The 19,716-nt window shown below is 72.9% G+C and carries 20 protein-coding genes and 1 other RNA gene; 11 read left to right on the forward strand and 10 right to left on the reverse strand.

Going from position 1 to position 19,716, the window contains the following annotated elements:
• The first annotated feature begins 108 nt into the window (after nucleotides 1-108).
• Nucleotides 109-639, forward strand: a complete 531-nt coding sequence (locus KIK08_RS08610; protein WP_214402493.1) for a DUF2087 domain-containing protein — start codon at nucleotides 109-111, stop codon at nucleotides 637-639.
• Between the two features lie 6 nt (nucleotides 640-645).
• On the opposite strand, the gene KIK08_RS08615 is transcribed toward KIK08_RS08610, so the two are convergent.
• From KIK08_RS08615 to KIK08_RS08635, 5 genes are all read right to left on the reverse strand, one after another.
• A complete protein-coding gene (locus tag KIK08_RS08615) occupies nucleotides 646-1,539 on the reverse strand; it encodes a hypothetical protein (RefSeq protein ID WP_214402494.1) in 894 nt (297 codons plus the stop codon).
• 94 nt (nucleotides 1,540-1,633) lie between these two features.
• Nucleotides 1,634-3,220, reverse strand: coding sequence for an ABC transporter family substrate-binding protein (locus tag KIK08_RS08620; protein ID WP_214402495.1), 1,587 nt, complete (start codon nucleotides 3,218-3,220; stop codon nucleotides 1,634-1,636).
• A 160-nt stretch (nucleotides 3,221-3,380) separates the two neighbouring features.
• Entirely contained in the window at nucleotides 3,381-5,561 is a 2,181-nt protein-coding gene (locus KIK08_RS08625; protein WP_308257499.1) for an ABC transporter ATP-binding protein, read from the reverse strand.
• Entirely contained in the window at nucleotides 5,558-6,556 is a 999-nt protein-coding gene (locus KIK08_RS08630; RefSeq protein ID WP_214402496.1) for an ABC transporter permease, read from the reverse strand. Before KIK08_RS08630 ends, KIK08_RS08625 begins: the two co-directional genes overlap by 4 nt.
• A gap of 22 nt (nucleotides 6,557-6,578) precedes the next feature.
• Complete coding sequence (locus tag KIK08_RS08635) at nucleotides 6,579-7,556, reverse strand: ABC transporter permease (RefSeq protein ID WP_214402497.1); 978 nt, start codon at nucleotides 7,554-7,556, stop codon at nucleotides 6,579-6,581.
• Nucleotides 7,557-7,904: 348 nt separating this feature from the next.
• Between KIK08_RS08635 and KIK08_RS08640 the strand changes: the two genes are divergently transcribed.
• The 8 genes from KIK08_RS08640 (at nucleotide 7,905) to ssrA (ending at nucleotide 14,268) form a co-directional block, all read left to right on the forward strand.
• Complete coding sequence (locus KIK08_RS08640) at nucleotides 7,905-8,420, forward strand: PadR family transcriptional regulator (protein ID WP_214402498.1); 516 nt, start codon at nucleotides 7,905-7,907, stop codon at nucleotides 8,418-8,420.
• 55 nt (nucleotides 8,421-8,475) lie between these two features.
• Nucleotides 8,476-9,582, forward strand: a complete 1,107-nt coding sequence (gene prfB / locus KIK08_RS08645; RefSeq protein ID WP_214402499.1) for a peptide chain release factor 2 — start codon at nucleotides 8,476-8,478, stop codon at nucleotides 9,580-9,582.
• 226 nt (nucleotides 9,583-9,808) lie between these two features.
• Nucleotides 9,809-10,498 (forward strand): cell division ATP-binding protein FtsE, encoded by a 690-nt coding sequence (gene ftsE, locus KIK08_RS08650; RefSeq protein ID WP_214402500.1) that lies wholly within the window; start codon nucleotides 9,809-9,811, stop codon nucleotides 10,496-10,498.
• A 41-nt stretch (nucleotides 10,499-10,539) separates the two neighbouring features.
• Nucleotides 10,540-11,442, forward strand: coding sequence for a permease-like cell division protein FtsX (gene ftsX, locus KIK08_RS08655; RefSeq protein ID WP_214402501.1), 903 nt, complete (start codon nucleotides 10,540-10,542; stop codon nucleotides 11,440-11,442).
• Between the two features lie 53 nt (nucleotides 11,443-11,495).
• Nucleotides 11,496-11,981 (forward strand): SsrA-binding protein SmpB, encoded by a 486-nt coding sequence (gene smpB / locus KIK08_RS08660; RefSeq protein ID WP_214402502.1) that lies wholly within the window; start codon nucleotides 11,496-11,498, stop codon nucleotides 11,979-11,981.
• On the forward strand, nucleotides 11,978-12,895 hold the full coding sequence (locus KIK08_RS08665) for an amidohydrolase family protein (protein ID WP_214402503.1): 918 nt from the start codon (nucleotides 11,978-11,980) through the stop codon (nucleotides 12,893-12,895). Before smpB ends, KIK08_RS08665 begins: the two co-directional genes overlap by 4 nt.
• Before the next feature lie 28 nt (nucleotides 12,896-12,923).
• Entirely contained in the window at nucleotides 12,924-13,796 is an 873-nt protein-coding gene (locus KIK08_RS08670; RefSeq protein WP_214402504.1) for a hypothetical protein, read from the forward strand.
• 98 nt (nucleotides 13,797-13,894) lie between these two features.
• Nucleotides 13,895-14,268: a transfer-messenger RNA gene (gene ssrA, locus KIK08_RS08675) on the forward strand.
• 59 nt (nucleotides 14,269-14,327) lie between these two features.
• Here ssrA and KIK08_RS08680 read toward each other — a convergent pair.
• Complete coding sequence (locus KIK08_RS08680; protein ID WP_214402505.1) at nucleotides 14,328-15,005, reverse strand: 2'-5' RNA ligase family protein; 678 nt, start codon at nucleotides 15,003-15,005, stop codon at nucleotides 14,328-14,330.
• On the reverse strand, nucleotides 15,005-15,574 hold the full coding sequence (locus KIK08_RS08685) for an NUDIX hydrolase (protein WP_214402506.1): 570 nt from the start codon (nucleotides 15,572-15,574) through the stop codon (nucleotides 15,005-15,007). The genes KIK08_RS08680 and KIK08_RS08685 overlap by 1 nt, the downstream gene beginning before the upstream one ends.
• Before the next feature lie 107 nt (nucleotides 15,575-15,681).
• On the opposite strand from KIK08_RS08685, the gene KIK08_RS08690 reads away from it, so the two are divergent.
• On the forward strand, nucleotides 15,682-16,155 hold the full coding sequence (locus KIK08_RS08690) for an SRPBCC domain-containing protein (RefSeq protein WP_308257500.1): 474 nt from the start codon (nucleotides 15,682-15,684) through the stop codon (nucleotides 16,153-16,155).
• A gap of 10 nt (nucleotides 16,156-16,165) precedes the next feature.
• Here KIK08_RS08690 and KIK08_RS08695 read toward each other — a convergent pair whose 3' ends face one another.
• A complete protein-coding gene (locus KIK08_RS08695) occupies nucleotides 16,166-16,528 on the reverse strand; it encodes a DUF1330 domain-containing protein (protein ID WP_214402508.1) in 363 nt (120 codons plus the stop codon).
• A gap of 305 nt (nucleotides 16,529-16,833) precedes the next feature.
• Here KIK08_RS08695 and KIK08_RS08700 point away from each other — a divergent pair, with 305 nt between their 5' ends.
• Nucleotides 16,834-17,037, forward strand: coding sequence for a cold-shock protein (locus KIK08_RS08700; RefSeq protein WP_214402509.1), 204 nt, complete (start codon nucleotides 16,834-16,836; stop codon nucleotides 17,035-17,037).
• Nucleotides 17,038-17,318: 281 nt separating this feature from the next.
• Here KIK08_RS08700 and KIK08_RS08705 read toward each other — a convergent pair whose 3' ends face one another.
• On the reverse strand, nucleotides 17,319-18,758 hold the full coding sequence (locus tag KIK08_RS08705) for an MFS transporter (protein WP_308257501.1): 1,440 nt from the start codon (nucleotides 18,756-18,758) through the stop codon (nucleotides 17,319-17,321).
• Between the two features lie 52 nt (nucleotides 18,759-18,810).
• Nucleotides 18,811-19,689: a LysR family transcriptional regulator gene (locus KIK08_RS08710; RefSeq protein WP_214402511.1), complete on the reverse strand. Its 879-nt coding sequence runs from the start codon at nucleotides 19,687-19,689 to the stop codon at nucleotides 18,811-18,813.
• Nucleotides 19,690-19,716: the final 27 nt, after the last annotated feature.

Here is a 19,716-nt window from a genome sequence, read left to right on the forward strand (position 1 = left end):
TAGCGGTCCGGTCACCGCGCAGCGCACCGCGATGGCGCGGCGGGGGCGGTGCGCGAGAATCACGGTCCCGACCGCGACACGCGCGCACGACCCCACGGGAGGACACCGATGAAGGCAGCCGAGATCGTCGGCCTGCTGGCCGAGCCGGAGCGGCTCAAGGTGCTGTCCGCGCTCGCGCTGGGCGCACGCACCCCCGCGGCGGTGGTGGCGGCCACCGGGCTGGGTGCCCGCGAGGTCGGGCGGGCGCTGCAGAAGCTGCAGGCCGGGGGCCTGGTCGACGGGGCGCTGGCGGTGCGCGTCGAGGTCATCAAGGAGGCCGCGATCGCGGCCGCCCCGCCCGGCGGGGCCGACCCGGACGTCGCCGACGAGGTCGTGGGCCGGTTCGTGCGCGACGGCCGGTTGCTGTCGATGCCGGCCCAGGACGCCAAGCGCCGCCAGGTGCTGGAGTTCCTGGTGCAGAGCTTCGAGCCGGGGCGCCGCTTCCCGGAGCGGGAGGTGGACGCCGTGCTGCGGGCGTGGACGGAGGGCGGCGGGATCGACCACGTCGCCGTGCGCCGCTACCTCGTCGACCACGGCCTGCTGGCCCGCGAGGGCGGCGACTACTGGCGCATCGGCGGCTGGGTCGACGTCCGGGCGTGAGCGGGCTCAGGAGGGGTCGGAGCCGCGGAACGCGCCCAGCCACAGGCCCAGCGCGGCGGTGAGCGCGGTCGCCGACGCCCAGGTGAGCACGCCGCCGCGGTCGACGTAGGTCCACAGCAGCCCCAGGAACGGCGCCGGGACGACGAGCGGGAGGTCGGCGCGCAGCTGGCGCGCCAGCCGGGCCAGCGCCGCCGACCGCTGCCCGACGGTGTCGTCGGGGCGGCTGGGGTTGTCGGTGCGGTGCCCGCGGGGTTCGACCAGCCGGACGGGACCGGAGGGCACCAGCGGGTGGTCGCCGTCCGGGCCCGGCACGACGGCGGCCACGACCCGGTCGCGCAGCGGGTCGCCGTGCAGCCGCACGGTCGTCGGGGCGGGCAGCCCGACGAGCACCGGGTCGAAGTGCACCGGGATCCAGCGCTGCGGGTTCGACTCGGTCTCCAGGTAGGAGCGCGTCCACAGGCCCTGCTGCCAGCGCACCCGGCGGACCCGCGCGGTGCGCGCGGGCAGGGCGAAGGCGCGCCTGCGGCTGAGCACCTGCCAGCCCAGCACACCCAGCACGAGCAGGGCGACCACCACGGCCAGCGAGAGCACGGTGAGCCAGCGGTCGCCGTCGACGAGGACCTCGGCGCCGGGGATCAGCGGCGAACCCGGGTCGGCCGGGTCGAACGCGACCTCGGTGCGGGTGCCCGGCGCCGGGACCGGGCCGCCCACCGCGACGGCGTCGACCCGCTCGGCGGCGCCCGGCGGGGTCCAGCGCAGTCGCACCGCCGGTGCGTCGCCGCCGTCGACCGGTCCTTCGACGACGCCGACGGACCGCCCGGTGGCCGCGCCGATCCGGTCCGCCGTGGCCGCGAACGACACCGCCGCCGTGCCGGCGAGCAGCCCGCACACCGCCAGCACCAGCCCGGTCGCCAGCAGGGCGTGCCGCAGCGGGCGGAGGGCCAGTGGCCCCCCGCCCGCCGCGGTCCTGCCCGATCGCTCGCTCAGCGACGGCTCACTTCGCGAAACCGATCTTGGTGTAGTCGTACTCGGCGAAGCCCTTGGCCCCGAAGTTGACCACGTTGCTCTTCACCGCCCAGGCGTCCGGGCGCTGGTACTGCAGCAGCGAGTGCCCGAGGTTCCAGATCTCCTGGTCGATCTCGTTGACGATCTCGGCCTGCTTCACCGGGTCCAGCTCGGCGTTGGCCTGCACCAGCAGCTCGTTGATCTTCTCGTTGCCGATCCGGCCGTAGTTCTGGTCGACCGAGTCCGGCGTGAGCCGGTAGATCCCGCTGGCCGAGCTGATCGGCGAGGGGGTGCCCAGCCACGAGAAGTGCGTGATGTCGAAGTTGCCGACGTTCACGAACTGCTCGAAGAAGTTGTCCAGCGGCACCGACTCGATGTTCACCTGGACGCCGATCGCGGCCAGCTGCTGCTGGACGATCTTGGCCTCGGCCTCGCTCACCGCGGTGCCGGTCGGGATGACGTCGCGGATCGCCAGCTGCTGGCCGTCCTTGGCCCGGACGTTGCCCTGCAGCGTCCAGCCCAGCGCGTCCAGCTCGGACTTGGCCTTCTCCGGGTCGTAGGCGACCACGCCGGAGTGGTCCTCGTAGCCGGCCTGGCCCTCCACGAACAGGTGGTTACCCAGCGGCTTCGCGTCCGGCACGATCGGGCCGATCTGCGACTGGGTGAGGATGTTGCGGTCGATGCCCTTCATGATCGCCAGCCGCAGCGCCGGGTCGGCCAGGATCGACGTCGGCGCCCCGTTGAACGTGATGTGCCGGAAGTTCGGGCCCTTCGCGGTGCGGATGACGGTGTCGGGCACCTGCTGGGCCCGCTGGAACGTCGACACGCTCGGGCCGATCTCCAGCACGCTCAGCGTGCCGTTGGCGTAGGCCTCGGGCTGGGCGGAGGAGTCCAGCGCGACGTAGATGATCCGGTCGAGCTTGGCCGGCTGACCCCACCACTTCTCGTTCTTCACCACGGTGACGCGCTTGGCGGTGGTGTCGATCTGCTCCAGCTTGAACGGGCCGGCACCGTCCAGCGGGCCGTTGCGCCATCCGTCGTTGAAGACCGCCGGGTCGGACATCGTCTCGCGCGGGTAGAGCGGCAGGAAGTTGCCCTTCCAGTCGGCGAACTTCGACGCGAAGGTGACCACGACCTCCTGCGGAGTGGCGCCCTGGGCGACCGACTGGATCACGTCGTAGCCGGTGGTTCCGGATACGGTGTAGGCCGGGTTGGAGCCGTTGAGCGCCTTCCACTGGGCCTCGAAGTCGGTCCAGTCGATCGGGCGCCCGCTGTTCCAGGTCGCCTCCGGGTTGAGCTTGTAGGTGACGACCTGCGGGTCGGTGCTGGTGAGCTCCGCCGACTCGAGGTAGTTCGGGTCGATCTGGTACTGGCTCTCCGCGTCGCCCTTCATGATCTCGGGCATGAACGAGTCGAGGATGTTCTTGGCATCCCGCTCGGTGCCGTCGAGCTGGTGGTAGTTGTACTGCGGCGGCAGGCTGGAGATCGCCCAGAAGAAGTCGCCGCCGTCGCGGACCTGGTCGTACTCGACCGCGTTGATGTCGTTCCCGGCGGCCGGTGGGACCCCACCGGACACGTCACCCGCGCCGCCGCCGGCACCGGCACCACCGCCTCCGCCACAAGCACTCAACACGAGCGCGGCGGTCGCGACCAGCGCGACCAGCCCTGCTCCCCGACGTGACGGTCTCATCGGCGTTCCTCTCATCGTTTTCCCGGGGTTGGGGGGTACTTCCGGGTCACACCACGGTGCGGATCCGCGCCCAGTGGCAGGCGACGTCGTGGTCGGGCAGGTGGGCACCGACCGGCGCGTCCGGCTCGGCCGGCAGCGCGCTCTCGCGCGGGGGCTCGACGTCGATGCAGCGTTGCTGCTGGTCGGCGCCGAGGGTGGCGAACAGCTGGCAGCGGGTGCGGAACCGGCAGCCCGACGGCGGGTTCGCCGGGCTGGGCAGGTCGCCGGTCAGCAGGATCCGCTCGCGGCGGCGCTCGACCTCGGGGTCGGGCACCGGGATCGCCGACAGCAGGGCCTGCGTGTAGGGGTGCTGCGGGGCGGCGAAGACCTCCTCCACCCCGCCGATCTCGACGATCTTGCCCAGGTACATGACGGCCACCCGGTCGGCGATGTGGCGCACCACCGACAGGTCGTGGGCCACGAACAGGTAGGCCAGCCCCAGGCGGGCCTTGAGCTCGTCGAGCAGGTTGAGCACGCCGGCCTGGATCGACACGTCGAGCGCGGAGACCGGCTCGTCGAGCACCAGCACCTTCGGCTCCAGGGCCAGCGCGCGGGCGATGCAGATGCGCTGGCGCTGCCCGCCGGAGAACTCGCCGGGGTAGCGGTTGATCTGCTCGCTGCGCAGCCCCACCAGCTTCATCAGCTCGGGCACCCGGCGGGTGATGTGGGCCTTGTCGAAGCCCTGGACCTCCATCGGCTCGGCGATGAGGTCGCGCACCGGCAGTCGCGGGTCGAGCGAGGCCATCGGGTCCTGGAAGACGATCTGCAGGTCGCGCCGGATCCGCTTGCGGTCGGCCCGGGACAGCCCCTCCACCTGGGACCCGAGCACCTGGATGGACCCGCCCGTCGGCGGCTCCAGGCCCATGATCTCCATGATCGTCGTGGACTTGCCGCAGCCGGACTCGCCGACCAGCCCGAGCGTCTCGCCCGCCCGCACGTCGAAGGTGACGCCGTCCACGGCCTGCACCGCGCCGACCTGCCGGCGGAAGATCCCGCCCGCCCGCACCGGGTAGTGCTTGACCAGCCGGTCCACCCCGAGCACCACCTCGCGGTCGATGCGGGTCGCGGAGTCGACCGGCTCGGCCTCCACGACGTGCGCGTCGAACAGCTCGGCGGCCAGCTCGCCGCCCTCGGCGTCGGCGGCGGCCAGCTCGCCGGTGCGGATGCAGGCCGCCCGGTGGTCGGGCGCCGCGCCGGGTGCCGGGAGCAGCTCCGGCTCGGCCGCGTCGCAGGCCGGCTCGTGCAGCGGGCAGCGCGGGCCGAACGGGCAGCCCGGCGGCAGCGCGACCAGCGACGGCGGCTGGCCCTCGATCGGCACCAGCGGCTGGCCGCGCCCGACGTCGAGGCGGGGGATCGAGCCGAGCAGCCCCAGCGTGTAGGGCATCCGCGGGGTCGCGAAGATCTCGTCGACGGTGCCGGTCTCCACGGCCTTCCCCGCGTACATGACGATCACGCGGTCGGCGGTGCCGGCGACCACCCCGAGGTCGTGGGTGATCAGCACGATGCCCGCGCCGGTGACCTCCTGCGCGGTCTTGAGCACCTCCAGCACCTGCGCCTGCACGGTGACGTCCAGCGCGGTCGTCGGCTCGTCGGCGATGATCAGGTCGGGGTCGTTGGCGATCGCCATCGCGATCACCGCGCGCTGGCGCATGCCGCCGGAGAACTCGTGCGGGAACGCCTTGACCCGCTCGGCCGCGTTCGGGATGCCGACCAGGTCGAGCAGCTCGACCGCGCGGTTGCGGGCGGTGCTCGCGGTCGTCGACCTCCCGCCGTGCACCAGCAGGGCCTCGGCGATCTGGTCGCCGACGGTGTAGACGGGGGTCAGCGCGGACAGCGGGTCCTGGAAGACCATGGCGACCCGCCGGCCCCGGATGCGCGACAGCTCGGTGTCGGACAGCCCGAGCAGCTCCTGCCCGCGCAGCCGGATCGAGCCGCCGATCCGCGCCGACGGCGGCAGCAGCCCCATCACGGCCAGCGACGACACCGACTTGCCGGACCCGGACTCGCCGACGATGCCGAGCACCTCGCCGGGCGACACCCGGTAGCTCAGCCCGCGCACCGCCCGCACCCGGCCGTCCTCGCTGGGGAACGACACCTCCAGGTCGGCGACCTCCAGCAGCGGCGCCGCCGGCTCCCCGGCCCGGCCGGGGTCGGCCAGCACGTCGGACTCGGCCTCGTACGCGGTCACGCGCGCTCCACCTCGACCTCGGGGTCCTCGTCCTCGCGGACGTTGCGACCGCGCCTGGCGTTCGGGTCGAGCGCGTCGCGCAGCCCGTCGCCGATGAAGTTGACCGCCAGCACCGAGACCACCAGCAGCCCGCCGGCGAACAGGAACAGCCACGGCGTCGTGAGCGCGGCGGTGCTGCCGTCGCGGATCAGCGTGCCCAGCGAGACGTCCGGTGGCTGCACGCCGAAGCCGAAGTAGGACAGGCCGGTCTCCAGCAGGATCGTCGAACCGACCGTGATGGTCACGTCGATGATCATCAGCGAGGCCATGTTGGGCAGGATGTGGCGGCGGATGATGAGCCCGGAGGGCGCCCCCATGAACCGGGCCGCCTTGACGAACTCCCGCTCGCGCAGGGTGAGCGTCATGCCGCGCAGGATCCGGGCGGTGATCATCCAGGCGAACAGCCCGAGCAGCAGCACGAACAGGATCCAGCTGCTGCCGCGCAGCGCGGGCGAGATGACCGCGATGATCAGGAACGAGGGCAGCACCAGCAGCAGGTCGACGATCCACATGAGGCCGCGGTCGACCCAGCCGCCGAAGTAGCCGGCGCACGCCCCGACGACCGAGGCGATCACGATCGAGATCGCCGCGGTCAGCAGCCCGATCGTCAGCGACCGCTGCAGCCCGCGCATCGTCTGCGCGAACACGTCCTCGCCGATCTGGGTCGTGCCGAACCAGTGGCTGGCCGAGGGCGGCTGCAGGAAGGACAGGTAGTCGTACTCGTCGTAGGCCCACGGCGCGAACAGCGGGCTGGTCAGCGACACCGCGTAGAGCAGCGCGAGCACGACGAGCCCGGTGAGCGCGAGCTTGTTGCGCAGGAAGCGGCGCAGCACGAGCGTGCCGCGGGTGACGCCCTCGGTCTCGGCCTCGATGGCGTCCAGCGGCACGTCGACCGGGTTGGCCCCGCCGGTCGGCACCGACTTGCCGGTGCCGCCGGTGACGTCTGTGGTGGTCATCGCAGGGTTCCTGTCTGCCGGGTCAGCGGAGCCGGACGCGCGGGTCGAGCAGCGCGTAGAAGACGTCGGACAGCCATCCGGAGACCAGCACCAGCACCGCGACGAACAGCGTCACGGTGGCGGTGATGTTGGTGTCGTCCTGCTCGATGCCGTAGACGAGCCAGTCGCCCATCCCGTACCAGCCGAAGATCCGCTCGGTGAACGTGCCGCCGGTGATCAGCAGCCCGAACCCGAAGGCGAACAGCGTGGCCATCGGGACCAGCGCGGTGCGCAGACCGTGCTTGAACAGCGCTTTGCGCCGGGTCAACCCCTTCGCCTGGGCCGTGCGCAGGAAATCGCTGCCCAGCACGTCGAGCATCGCGCTGCGCTGGTAGCGGCTGTAATAGGCGATCTGGCCCAGCGCGATGGTCAGCGTGGGCAGCACCAGGTGCTGGACGCGGTCGACCAGCGCTTCGAAGAACCCGCCCTGGAACCCGGGCGTCGTCTCACCGGTGAACACCAGCAACTGCGCCCCGGCGGCGGTGTTCAGCTCCAGCGCGACGTACTTGAGCAGCAGGCCGAGCAGGAACACCGGGGTCGAGAGGATCACGAAGGAGAAGAAGGTGGCCGCGTAGTCGCTGAAGCGGTACTGCCGGATCGCGCTGGCCACCCCGACGATCACGCCGAGCCCGATCCCGACCACCGTGCCCAGCAGGAACAGCCGCAGGCTGACGCCGATCCGGCGGGGGAGCTCCTCGCTGATCGACTGGTTGACCACGGTGCGGCCGAAATCGCCCTGCACGGCGTCGCCGAGCCAGAGCACGAAGCGCTGCGGGATCGGCTCGTCCAGGCGCAGCTCGGCGCGCTTGGCGTCGATCGTCGCCTGCGGTGGCGGGGGGTTGCGCGCCTGCAGCTTCCCGACCGGGTCGAAGGTCAGCGCGGCCAGCGCGAAGGCCAGGAACGTGGCGACAAGGCACAAGGCCAGGTAGTTCACCAGGCGACGGGCGAGGAAGCGGGCCATCCCTCTCCTTGCTTGCCGATGGGTTGCATCGGGTTTGGACTTTGTCCGGAGAAACCGGTGGGCGCTCCGAACTACTGGCGGGTACCTTGTGCGGCCCCGTGTGAGGGCGATGTGAAGTGTCGTACCGCATCCGGGTGACCGCCGCATTTCGATGCGCATCCGTTGCTCGGCGGAGGGCGTCATGCCTCGTGCGGCGGTCAGCACTCCGCCGGACGCCGAGCCTGCCCGGAGGGGGAGCCCGACCGCGGCGGCGCGGGCGGCCGTACACGTCGTCGCACAGTGCGGTCGCGCTGTTCAGCGGGCCACTGTGGAGCTGCGGATACGGGTTCGGAATGGCACGGTGGGGGGATGCCGCCCGCGAGAGCGACTCCCGTCAACTCCACCGCCGCCGCACTGCTCGGGCTGCTGCACACCGGCCCGATGACCGGCGGCCAGCTGGTCGCCGCCGCCGGGGAGCAGTTCGGGACGTTCTTCTCGGTGACCCGCAGCCAGATCTACCGCGAGCTCCCGGTGCTCGCCGAGGCCGGGCTCGTCCGGCTGGGCAAGCAGGGTCCGCGCGGCTCCCAGCAGTACGTGCTCACCGCCGCCGGCAAGCGGTCGTTCAAGGCCTGGGTGGCCGCCGGCGCCGGCGCCGACACCCTGCGCAGCCCGCTCGTGCTGCGGCTGCTGCACGCCGGGTTCCTCACGCCCAAGCAGCGCGCCGACCTGCTCGGCGGCAGCCGGGCCGAGTACGCCTCGCGCCTGGAGGCGGCCCGCGCGGCCGCCCGGTCCGAGGAAGACCCCTACCGCAGGGCCGTCGCCGACTTCACCGTCGCGCACACCAGGGCGATGTTGAAACTGGTCGACGCCATCCCCGCCGACTAGGAACCGGTCAGGGCTCGCCCGGAAGGCCTCGCGGGTCCGCGTACCCTGGAGCGTCGTGAACCCCGACGTCTCGGCCGACCTGAAGGACCTGTCCGGCACCCTGGAGAACATCGAGGCGGTCGCCGACCTGCCCGCGCTGCGCGCCGAGATCGCCGACCTCTCCGACCAGGCCGGCCAACCCGACCTGTGGAACGACCCCGCCGCGGCCCAGCGGGTCACCAGCCGCCTCGCGCACGCCCAGGGCGACCTGCGCCGCCTCGACGACCTGCGCCGCCGCCTCGATGACCTCCCGGTGCTCTACGAGCTCGCCGAGGACGAGGGCGACGAGTCCGCCGTCGCCGACGCCGACGCCGAGCGGGCCAAGCTCCGCGAGGAGGTCTCCGCGCTGGAGGTCCGCACCCTGCTGTCGGGGGAGTACGACCCCCGCGAGGCACTGGTGACGATCCGCGCCGAGGCCGGCGGCGTCGACGCCGCCGACTTCGCCGAGATGCTCATGCGGATGTACCTGCGCTGGGCCGAGCGGCACGGCTACCCCGTCGACGTCTACGACACCTCCTACTCCGAGGAGGCCGGCATCAAGTCGGCCACGTTCCAGGTGCACGCCCCCTTCGCCTACGGCACGCTGTCGGTCGAGCAGGGCACCCACCGCCTCGTCCGGATCTCGCCCTTCGACAACCAGGGCCGCCGCCAGACCTCCTTCGCCGGCGTCGAGGTCGCGCCCGTCGTCGAGTCCAGCGACGAGGTCGAGATCGACGAGAAGGAGCTGCGCGTCGACGTGTACCGCTCCTCGGGCCCCGGCGGCCAGGGCGTCAACACCACCGACTCCGCCGTCCGGCTCACCCACCTGCCCACCGGCATCGTGGTGTCCTGCCAGAACGAGCGCTCCCAGCTGCAGAACAAGGCCTCCGCGATGATGGTGCTGCAGGCCAAGCTCCTGGAGCGCCGCCGGCAGGAGGAGCGGGCCCGGATGGACGCGCTCAAGGACACCGGCTCCTCGTGGGGCAACCAGATGCGCTCCTACGTCCTGCACCCGTACCAGATGGTCAAGGATCTGCGCACCAACTACGAGGTCGGCAACCCCGACGCCGTCCTCGACGGCGATCTGGACGGTTTCATCGACGCCGGGATCCGCTGGCGGCGGAGCCAGGGCACGGGGGCGTAGGCCTCGTCGGCACACCCCCGTGGCCGCCCGGGCCTCCGCGCGGTCCTGGGAGGCCCCCGGCGCAGGCGCGCCACCTCGGCGGGACGAGCGCGGCTTTCGTCCAACCTGGTTGGACGAGAGTCACTTTCGTCGGTGCGCCGGGCCGGGAGTCCGGGTCGGCGGGGTGTCTCCGGCCTGGGAGGGTCGGGTGCTGAGGGCGGGTCGCAGCGCCGTATCGTCCCCGGTCGTGATCCGGCTGGAGCATGTCACCAAGCTCTACAAGACCTCCACGCGTCCCGCGCTGGACCAGGTCTCGGTGACCATCGACCGCGGTGAGTTCGTGTTCCTGATCGGGCCGTCGGGGTCGGGCAAGTCGACGTTCCTGCGGCTGCTGCTGCGCGAGGACGTGCCGACCAAGGGCGACATCTACGTCTCCGACCTGAACGTCGCCAAGCTGCCCCGGCGGCGGGTGCCGCGGCTGCGCCAGCGGATCGGGTGCGTGTTCCAGGACTTCCGGCTGCTGTCGAACAAGACCGTCGGCGGGAACGTGGCGTTCGCGCTGGAGGTCATCGGGAAGTCGCAGTCGACGGTGCGCAAGGTCGTGCCGGAGGTGCTCGACCTGGTGGGGCTGGCCGGCAAGGCGGACCGGATGCCGCACGAGCTCTCCGGCGGTGAGCAGCAACGGGTGGCGATCGCCCGCGCGTTCGTGAACCGGCCGCTGGTGCTGCTGGCCGACGAGCCCACCGGGAACCTCGACCCGGACACCAGCCAGGACATCATGCTGCTGCTGGAGCGGATCAACCGGACCGGGACGACGGTGCTCATGGCCACCCACGACCACTCGATCGTCGACTCGATGCGCCGGCGGGTGGTCGAGCTGGACATGGGGCACATCGTGCGCGACGAGTCCCGCGGCGTGTACGGCGTCGGGAGGTAGGACGTGCGGCGCGACGACGTAATCCTTCCCGCGGAGGCGCCATGAGAACCGACTTCGTCGCCCGGGAGGTCTTCACCGGTCTCCGGCGCAACGTCACGATGACGATCGCGATGGTGCTGACCACCGCGATCTCGCTGGGCCTGGTCGGCACCGGGCTGCTGGCGGTGCGCACGATCGACCGCACCGAGCAGCTCTACAGCGACCGGGTCGAGGTGCAGGTCGCGCTGACCTCCGACGTCTCGGCCGCCGACACCGACTGCAGCCAGGCGGTGTGCACCGCGCTGCGGTCGAAGCTGGAGGCGCTCACGCAGGTCGAGGCGGTGCGCTACGAGAACCAGCAGCAGGCCTACGAGCGCTACCTGCAGCTGTTCAAGGGCCAGGCGCTGGCCGACCTGGTCCGCCCGCAGTCGCTGCCCTCGACGCTGCGGGTCCGGCTCAACGACCAGGAGACCGGGGCGCAGGCCGTGCGCCAGGCCACGACCGGGCAGGTCGGCGTGCGCAACGTGATCGACCAGCGCGAGGTCGTGGCCCGGCTGTTCGACTTCCTCGGCGGCGTCCGCGACGTGACGTTCGGGCTGGCCGTCGTGCAGGCCATCGCAGCGCTGCTGCTGATCTCCAACACGGTGCAGGTCTCGGCGTTCACCCGGCGCACGGAGGTCGGCGTGATGCGCCTGGTCGGCGCGACCCGCTGGTACACGCAGCTGCCGTTCCTCATCGAGGCGGTGGTCACCGGCGTGGTGGGCGCGCTGATCGCGGTCGGCGGGCTGGTGATCGGCAAGTTCCTGTTCATCGACCAGTTGCTCAGCGGCATCGTCTCGAACGGGGTCGTGCCGCCGGTCGAGGTCGCCGACATCATCTGGGTCTCGCCGATCCTGGTGATGATCGGCGCGGCCATCGCCAGCGTCACCGGATACGCCACGCTGCGGCTCTACGTGCGCCTGTGACCGGGCCGCCTATAGCGCACGACCCGCCGGGCCGGTCCGCGTAGGCTGGACAGGTGAAGGAGCAGGGCCGCAAGGTGATCGCGCAGAACCGCCGGGCACGGCACGACTACGCGGTGATCGACACCTACGAGGCGGGCGTCGCGCTGGTCGGCACCGAGGTGAAGAGCCTGCGGCTGGGCCGGGCGTCGCTGGTCGACGCCTACGCCACCGTGGACGACGGCGAGGTCTGGCTGCGCGGCCTGCACATCCCGGAGTACACCCACGGCAGCTGGACCAACCACGAGCCGCGCCGCACCCGCAAGCTGCTGCTGCACCGCAAGGAGATCGAGCGGCTGATCGGCAAGACCCGCGAGGGCGGGGCGACGCTGGTGCCGCTGTCGCTGTACTTCGCCAACGGCAAGGTCAAGTGCGAGCTGGCGCTGGCCCGGGGCAAGCGCACCTACGACAAGCGCCAGGACCTGGCCCGCCGCGACGCCGACCGCGACGTCCAGCGGGCGATCGGCCGGGCGGCCAAGGGGCGGATGCGGGAGATCAGGTGACGGCTGCGGCAGTGGTCCCGGCACCCCCGGTCGACGACGCCGACGTCCCGCGGTTCCTCCACGAGCTCGGCGTGCCCGGCATCGTCGACGTGCACGTGCACTTCCTGCCCGAGCGGGTGCTGCGCAAGGTCTGGGCCTACTTCGACGAGGGCGCCAGGAACTACGGCACCGGCTGGCCCGTGCACTACCGCACGCCCGAACCGGAGCGCGTCGAGACACTGCGCGAGCTGGGTGTTCGCGCGTACGCGCCGCTGACCTACCCGCACAAGCCGGGCATGGCCCGCTGGCTCACCGAGTGGGTCACCGGGTTCGCCGAGCGCACCCCGGCCGCCGTCCCGACCGCCACGCTGTACCCGGAGCCCGACGTCGTCGACTACCTGTCCGCCGCGGTGGCGGCCGGGGCGCGCGCGGTGAAGGTGCACGTCCAGGTCGGCGCGTTCGACCCGCGCGACCCGCTGCTGCGCCCGGCTTGGGGCCTTCTGGCCGAGGCCGGTGTGCCCGCCGTCGTGCACTGCGGCGACGGGCCGCTGCCCGGCGCGTACACCGGGCTGGACGTGTTCGCCGAGGTGCTCGCCGGGCACCCCCGGCTGCGCGTGGTGCTGGCGCACTCCGGGATGCCCGACTACCTGGGCGCGCTCGACCTGGTGCACCGCTACCCGGACGTGCACCTCGACACGACGATGGTGGGGCCGGCGTTCAGCCAGCGGATGGCCCCGCTGCCCGACGACTGGCCCGCGCGGCTGGCCGACGTCGCCGACCGGGTGGTCTTCGGCTCGGACTTCCCGAACATCCCGTACCCGTACGCGGAGCAGGTCGCCGCGGTGGCCGCCTGGTCGGCCGCCGACGACCGGCTCGGCGCCGGCTTCGCCCGCGCCGTCCTGCACGACAACCCGGCGGCGCTGCTCGGCGTGTGAGCGGGCACACGTTCGGGTACACGCGGTCATGACCACCGGGCAAATCGTCGCGATAGCTGTGCTGGTGCTGTTGGTCGCCATCGTCGTGGCGGCCGTCATGATCTTCCGCAGGCGCAGTCCGAGCCAGCGCCGCCTGGAGGCCGCGCAGGCCCGCCGCGAGGCCGAGGCCCACGCGGCCAGCGCCGAGCGCCTGGAGGCCGAGGCGAAGCAGCGCGCCGAGCGCGCCAGGGCCGAGCAGGCCCAGGCCGAGGAGCTGGCCGCGATGGCCCGCCACGACCGCGAGGTCGCCCGCGAGCAGCAGGCCAGGGCCGCGGAGCTGGACCCCGATCACGCCGAGGTCGACGGGGCCCCGCAGCGCCCGGCCGTCGCCGGCGGTGCCGCTCCGGCCCGGGAGCTGCACTCCGCCGACCGCCCCGCCGACGCCCGCGGCGGAACGCACGACCGGACCGACGACCACCGCGACGCGCAGGACCACGAGGGTCACGAGGACCACGAGGACCGCAAGGACCACCACGACGCCCCGCACCGGACCGACGAGCGCCCGCACCGGCCGGACCGCCCCAGCCGGCACGAGTACGAGCGCCAGGAGCCGATCGTCGCCGGTGCCGCTGCCGGCATGGTGGCGCCGCGCCCGCGCCCGGCCGACGAGACCGCGCCCGCCGCGGTGCCCGCGCAGCGCTCGACCCCCGTCGACGACCCGGCCAAGGACCGGACCACCGTCGGGGAGCACGTGCGGGCGAAGAACGGCCCCACCGGGTCCACCGACCCCGCCCACCAGCGCGACGGCGCGGCCGACCGCACCACCGACCACAGCACCGACCACAGCACCGACCACAGCACCGACCAGCACCACCAGAGCCCGGTCCGGACGTTCGCCGACCGCATCCTGGGCCGCGGCTGACCGACGAACCGCCGGCCCCCGCCCTCGTTCCGGTATCCGGGATGAAGGCGGGGCCGTCCGGCGTTATGATCGGTGCGCGCCCGAGCAGCGGGCGTCGAGGGGGTGAACGGTTTCGACTCCGGATGTTGATCGTGGGGAAGCGTGCCGAGGAAGGCGACGATGATCTCGGAAACCATGCGTCGCAAAAAAACAAGTGCCGCTGATAAGCGCACTGACTTCGCCCTCGCCGCCTGAGCGAGTAAGAAGTCTGTCGGCCCGGGTGTGATCCCCGACCCGGTCGCCGGCATCAGCTAGGGGGTCTTACCCGCCCACTCGGTCACGGGGTGGTCGGGAACAGCAAACAGTGACTGGGATCGTCACACCGGCTCGTCCGCGTGACCGGTGGATCCGAGTAGAGGCACAGCGGACTGCGCACGGAGAAGCCCTCGTGAAGCAACGGAGGACCCGGGTTCGATTCCCGGCACCTCCACGAGGCCGATGGCCGACCCCGCACGGCGGGGTCGGCCATCGGCGTCTCCGCGGGTGGTGGGCTCACGTGGGCCGTCGACTCCCCGGCGCCCGGGCGGCGAAGGGTGCGGTCGTGACGGTGGTCCAGCGGTAGACCCACTCGGGTTCGAGGATCCGTTCCTGGCGGATCAGGCTGATTCCGGTGATCGGCACGGTGACCGGTGGCGCGTCGACCGGGGCGAGCGCCTCGACGTACGGCGCGACCGGGTGGTCGGCGCCGGCGTAGGCGGTGCCGACGTGCGGGCGGAACCGCCCGGTCTGGTCGGGTCTGGCGTGGACGGCGTCGTGGTCGAGCACGGTCGCGAGGGCCTCCCGCATGGTGCGCAGGAGGTCGTGGACCGGTTCGGCGGGTCGGGGGTGGATGGCGATGCCTTCGCCGTGGACCTCCGGGAGACCGAAGACCAGGTCGAACGCCGGCAGCGCGGCCACCGCCCCGGTCACCGCGGCGGTGCTGGCGCGGAGATCGCGGTCGGTGACCTCGTCGGTGAAGCCGATGCTCTGCACGGTCAGGTGCAGCCACCGCGGGGGCACCGGGTGCAGGCCCGGGAGCGGTGCCAGTGCCCGCTGGTAGGTGCGGACCAGGGCGTGCAGGTCGGTGGCGTGCGCGAAGGTGAGGTGCCAGGTGAGCACCACCCGGCCGGGGCGCCAGCCGGGGCGCGGCCACCAGTGGTCCCGGAGGCGGGGCTCGTCCGACGGGGGCATCAGGGGGCCGGCCGGTCGATCTTGGTGATGAACCGGTGGTAGTGGGGGTCGAGGCGGTGGGGGTCGGTGCGGAGGACCTCTTCGTGGGTCCACCAGCGGGCCTCGGTGAACTCGGCGGGATCGACCGTGACGGGCATGTCGCGGGTGCCGGCGAGGACGAACCAGAGGCTGACGTCGGTGTGCCCGGCGTCGGCCCCGACGGTCCGGGTGACGGTGAGGAACGACGGTCGCGGCGGATCCTGGACGAACACGGGGTCGATGGTGAGTTCCTCGCGGGCTTCGCGACCGGCGGCGGTGGCGGGGTGCTCGTCGGGTTCGACGTGGCCGCCGGGCGGCAGCCAGAGGCCGGCGTCGATGTGGTCGACCAGCAGGCTGCTGCGGTCGACGTGGTCGATCACCGCGACGTAGGAGACCAGGTGGCGGGGCGGGGTGGCCGGTTTCGCCCGCCGGAACACGTCGTCGGTGCCCGCGAGCCAACGCAGGGTGTCGTGCCGGTGCTCGGCCTCGAGGGCGTCGAGCGGGTCGATGCCGCGGACCAGTTCGTGGACGAGTTCGACCTGCGGGCGCATGAGCAGAACCTGCCACGACGCCCGAGTGGGCGATGGGGCGTGTGCGAGTCCAGCGGTGCGAGCCCGGTCGTTGGGGGTGCCGATCACGTCCCGGTAGCGTCCGGCCCGTGACGCACACCGACGCGGCGGCCACCGTCATCGCGGCGGAGCCGGAGGCGGTGTTCGCGGCACTGGTCGACGCCGGGGCCAGGGCCGTGTGGCTGCCGCCGACGGGGATGACGGGGCGGTTCGAGTGGTTCGACGCCCGCACCGGCGGCGGCTACCGGATGGTGTCGACCTACGACGACGCCTCGGAGGTGGGCAAGTCGGGCGGCAACGAGGACGTCGCCGACGTCCGGTTCGCCGTCGTCGAGGCGCCGCACCGGGTGGTGGAGGAGGTCGACTTCGTGTCCGACGACCCCGCCTTCGCCGGCACCATGACGATGACGTGGGCCGTCGAGCCGATCGAGGCCGGTAGCCGCGTCACGGTGACGGCCACCGACGTCCCCGACGGCATCAGCAGCGCGGACCACGCGGTCGCGTTCGCCTCGACGCTGGCGAACCTCGACGCCTACCTGCGCGGCTCGGCCCCGGCCGGATAGGCGGGCGGCCTCAGGTGGCCGAGGTCGTCGGCTGCAGCACGGCCTCGACCAGCGCCTGCGACCGCAGGTGGGTGCCGGACTGGTACTCCGGGTCGCGGACCATGTCGGTGAACGCGCGCCGGCTGGGGTAGCGGACCAGCAGCACCGCGTCCCAGTCCTGCCCCTGCTCGGCCACAACCGGGGCGTGGCCGTAGCCGTAGTAGACGACCTCGGCGCCGAACCGGGCCGACGTGCGGTGGAAGTGCGCGATGTACTCGTCGTAGCGCTCCCGGCCGCCGTCGGCGAACCGCAGCAGGTTGAGCATGGTGACGGGCTGGTCGGGGGCCTCGGTCAGGAAGGCCTTCAGGTCCGCGCCGGTGGGATCGATCGCCATGGGGCCAGTCTGGGCCACAGGGTCCCCGTGGAGGGATCGCTCTCGCCGTCGTGCCCGAGACCGTCGTCACGGGCCGTGGGACGGCGCCGAAGCGCCAGGTGGGGACCCGCCCGCCGCCGGGTGATCGCCAGCCGTGCCCGGACGTGGTTCAATGGAGGCAGGTCGTTCGGTTTCGGTGCTCGTGTGATGCACGCCCGCGGGAACACGTCGGGCAGGTGCATGGTGAAAGCCGCGTACTCCTGCCCACGCGGATCGGCCGGGACGGGCGAGGTGCCCGTTCCACCGTCTAGCAGGAGTACATCGACATGGCTCAGGGCACTGTCAAGTGGTTCAACGGCGAGAAGGGCTTCGGCTTCATCGCCCAGGATGGCGGCGGCGCCGACGTCTTCGTGCACTACTCGGAGATCGACGCTTCCGGCTTCCGCAGCCTCGACGAGGGTCAGCGCGTGGAGTTCGAGGTCGGCCAGGGCGCCAAGGGCCCGCAGGCCACCGGGGTCCGCGTCCTCTGACGAGGACCGGCTGACCCGAGCGGTCAGCACTGCACTGCACGGTAGCGGCGGTGCCACCTCTGGGTGGCACCGCCGCTGTCGTTCGTGAGGGGTCACCCGGCGCCGGAGGCGATCAGGGTCGGGGAGGCGCCGACCAGCTGGAGCGGGCGGTGGTCGCGGTGTTCTCGTCCTGGGACGCGCCACGCCTGCCGACGGCTGTCGCGGGGTCGTGGTCCTCGGGTGATGCCCGCGCCCGTCCCGACGCGGAGCGGCTCGCGGCGGCGCACGACGTCCTGCGGGCGTCAGCCGGCGGGTGAGGACGCGGGCTCGGCCGGCGCGACGCGGTCCTTCGGCATCGACAACCCCGCGACCACCGTGATCGCCACGGCGACCAGCACCGCCAGGAACACCGCCGCCCCGGACTGCGTGGCCACGCCCGGGTCGGTGGCCGGGCGCCCGGACACCGCGACCACCCCGTTCGCGACGGCGCCGAGCGCGGCCGCCCCGACCGCGCTGCCCAGCGACCGGGCGAACATGTTGGTGCCGGTGGCGACGCCGCGCTCGTGCCACTCGACGCTCGTCTGCGCCGCGATGATCGACGGGGTGGCGACCAGGCCCATCCCCAGGCCGATCACGAAGCAGCTGGCGGCCACGGCGGCGACCGAGGGGCTGCGGGCGAACAGGGCCAGCGACCCGGTGCCCGCGACGACCAGGACGAGGCCGATCAGCACGGTCTTCCGGAAGCCCAGGCGCAGGTAGAACAACCGGCCCGACAGGCCGGCGCTCAACGGCCAGCCCAGCGTCAGCGCGGCCAGCGCCAGGCCGGCGGCCAGCGGCGGCACGCCCAGCGAGTACTCCAGGTAGGTCGGCACGAAGGAGGTCAGGCCGATGAGGATCACCCCGACGCCGAACGCCAGACCCGTCGTCGTCGCCAGCAGCCGCCGGCCGAGCACCCACATCGGCAGCACCGGCTCCGCGGCCCGGCGCTCGACCAGCGCGAACGCCGCGAGCAGGACGGCGCCGCCGGCGAACACCGCGATGCTCGCCGGCGAGTCCCACGCCCAGGCCTGGCCGCCCTCCAGCACCCCCAGGATGACCAGCGTCATGCCGCTGGTCAGCAGGACCGAGCCGAGGTAGTCGATGCGGTGCTCCCGGCGCCGCACGGTCTCGTGGAGGTTGCGCGCGATCAGCCCACCGGCCAGCAGGCACAGCGGCACGTTCACGAAGAAGATCCACCGCCAGATCCCCAGCTGCGAGAAGACGCCGCCCAGCGTCGGGCCGACGACCGAGGAGACGGCCCAGACGCTCGCCAGGTAGCCCTGGGTCCGCGCGCGCTCGGCCACCGTGTAGATGTCGCCGGCGATCGTCATGGCCATCGGTTGCACCGCCCCGGCGCCCAGCCCCTGCACCGCCCGGAACGCGATCAGCGCGGTCATGCTCCACGCCAGCCCGCACAGCACGCTGCCCAGCAGGAACAGCCCGATGCCCCACAGCATCACCGGCTTGCGGCCGAAGGTGTCGGAGAGCTTGGCGTACACCGACACCGACACGGCCTGGGCCAGCAGGTACACCGAGAACAGCCACGGGAACTGCTCGAACCCGCCGACGTCGCGCACGATCGAGGGCACCGCGGTGGCGAGGATGGTCGCGTCGATGGCGATCAGCCCGGTGGACACCATCAGGGCGAGCAGGACGGGGCCGCGCTCCGAGCGCAGGCCGACGGCGGTGGCGGTCGGGGTCACCCCAAGGACAAGGCGCGCACGACCGTCCGCCATTCCTGGTTCCCGCGCCGGGCTACGACACGCCGGCGGCGGCGTCGGCGAGCCGCTCCAGGAGGGCGGCGGTGGCGGCCGGGTCGGGTGCGGCGCCGTGCACCGCGGCGAAGACGGCGCGGTGCTCCGCGGGCAGCGCCACCGACCGCACACCGGGGTGGCGGCTGGCGGCCAGCGCCAGGCCGGGCAGCACGGTGACGCCGAGGCCGACGGCGACCAGCGCCTGGACGGCGACGTAGTCGTCGGTGGTGAAGGCGATGTCGGGGGTGAAGCCGGCCTCGGCGCAGCAGCGCACCAGGTGGGCGCGGCAGCGCTCGCAGCCGGTGATCCAGCGCCGGCCGGCGTGGTCGGCCGGCGAGTCGCCGTCGACGTCCGATGGGGTCACCAGGTGCAGCCGGTCGGTCAGCAGGGGCACCCGGCGCAACCCGTCGTCGCCGCCGGGGACTCCCGGGTGGTCGAACAGCACCGCGACGTCGACCTCGCCGGAGCGCAGCAGGGCCACGGCGTCCGGCGGCTCCGCCTCGATCAGCCGCAGCTCGACGCCGGGGTGCTCGGCGGCGAACCCGGCCGCGGCCACCGGCACGAAGGTGCCCAGCGCCGACGGGAACGCCGCGAGCCGGACCCGGCCGGCGGTGAGCCCGGTGAGCGCGTCGAGCTCGGCCTCGGCGGCGTCGAGCCGGGCCAGGATCTCCTCGGCGCGCCCGGCCAGCACCCGGCCGGCCTCGGTGAGCCGGATGCCGCGGCCCACCCGCTGGACGAGCCGGCTGCCGGTCTCCGCCTCCAGGCGGGCGAGGTGGTGGCTGATCGACGGCTGGGCGTAGCGCAGGGCCCGGGCGGCGGCGGTCACCGAACCGTGCCGGGCCACGGCGGCGAGCACGCGCAGCCGGTTCACATCGAGCACCGCCCCAACCTATCGGCCGTGTTGATA

It is taken from the genome of Pseudonocardia lacus (assembly GCF_018531445.1).
Lineage (GTDB): Bacteria > Actinomycetota > Actinomycetes > Mycobacteriales > Pseudonocardiaceae > Pseudonocardia > Pseudonocardia lacus.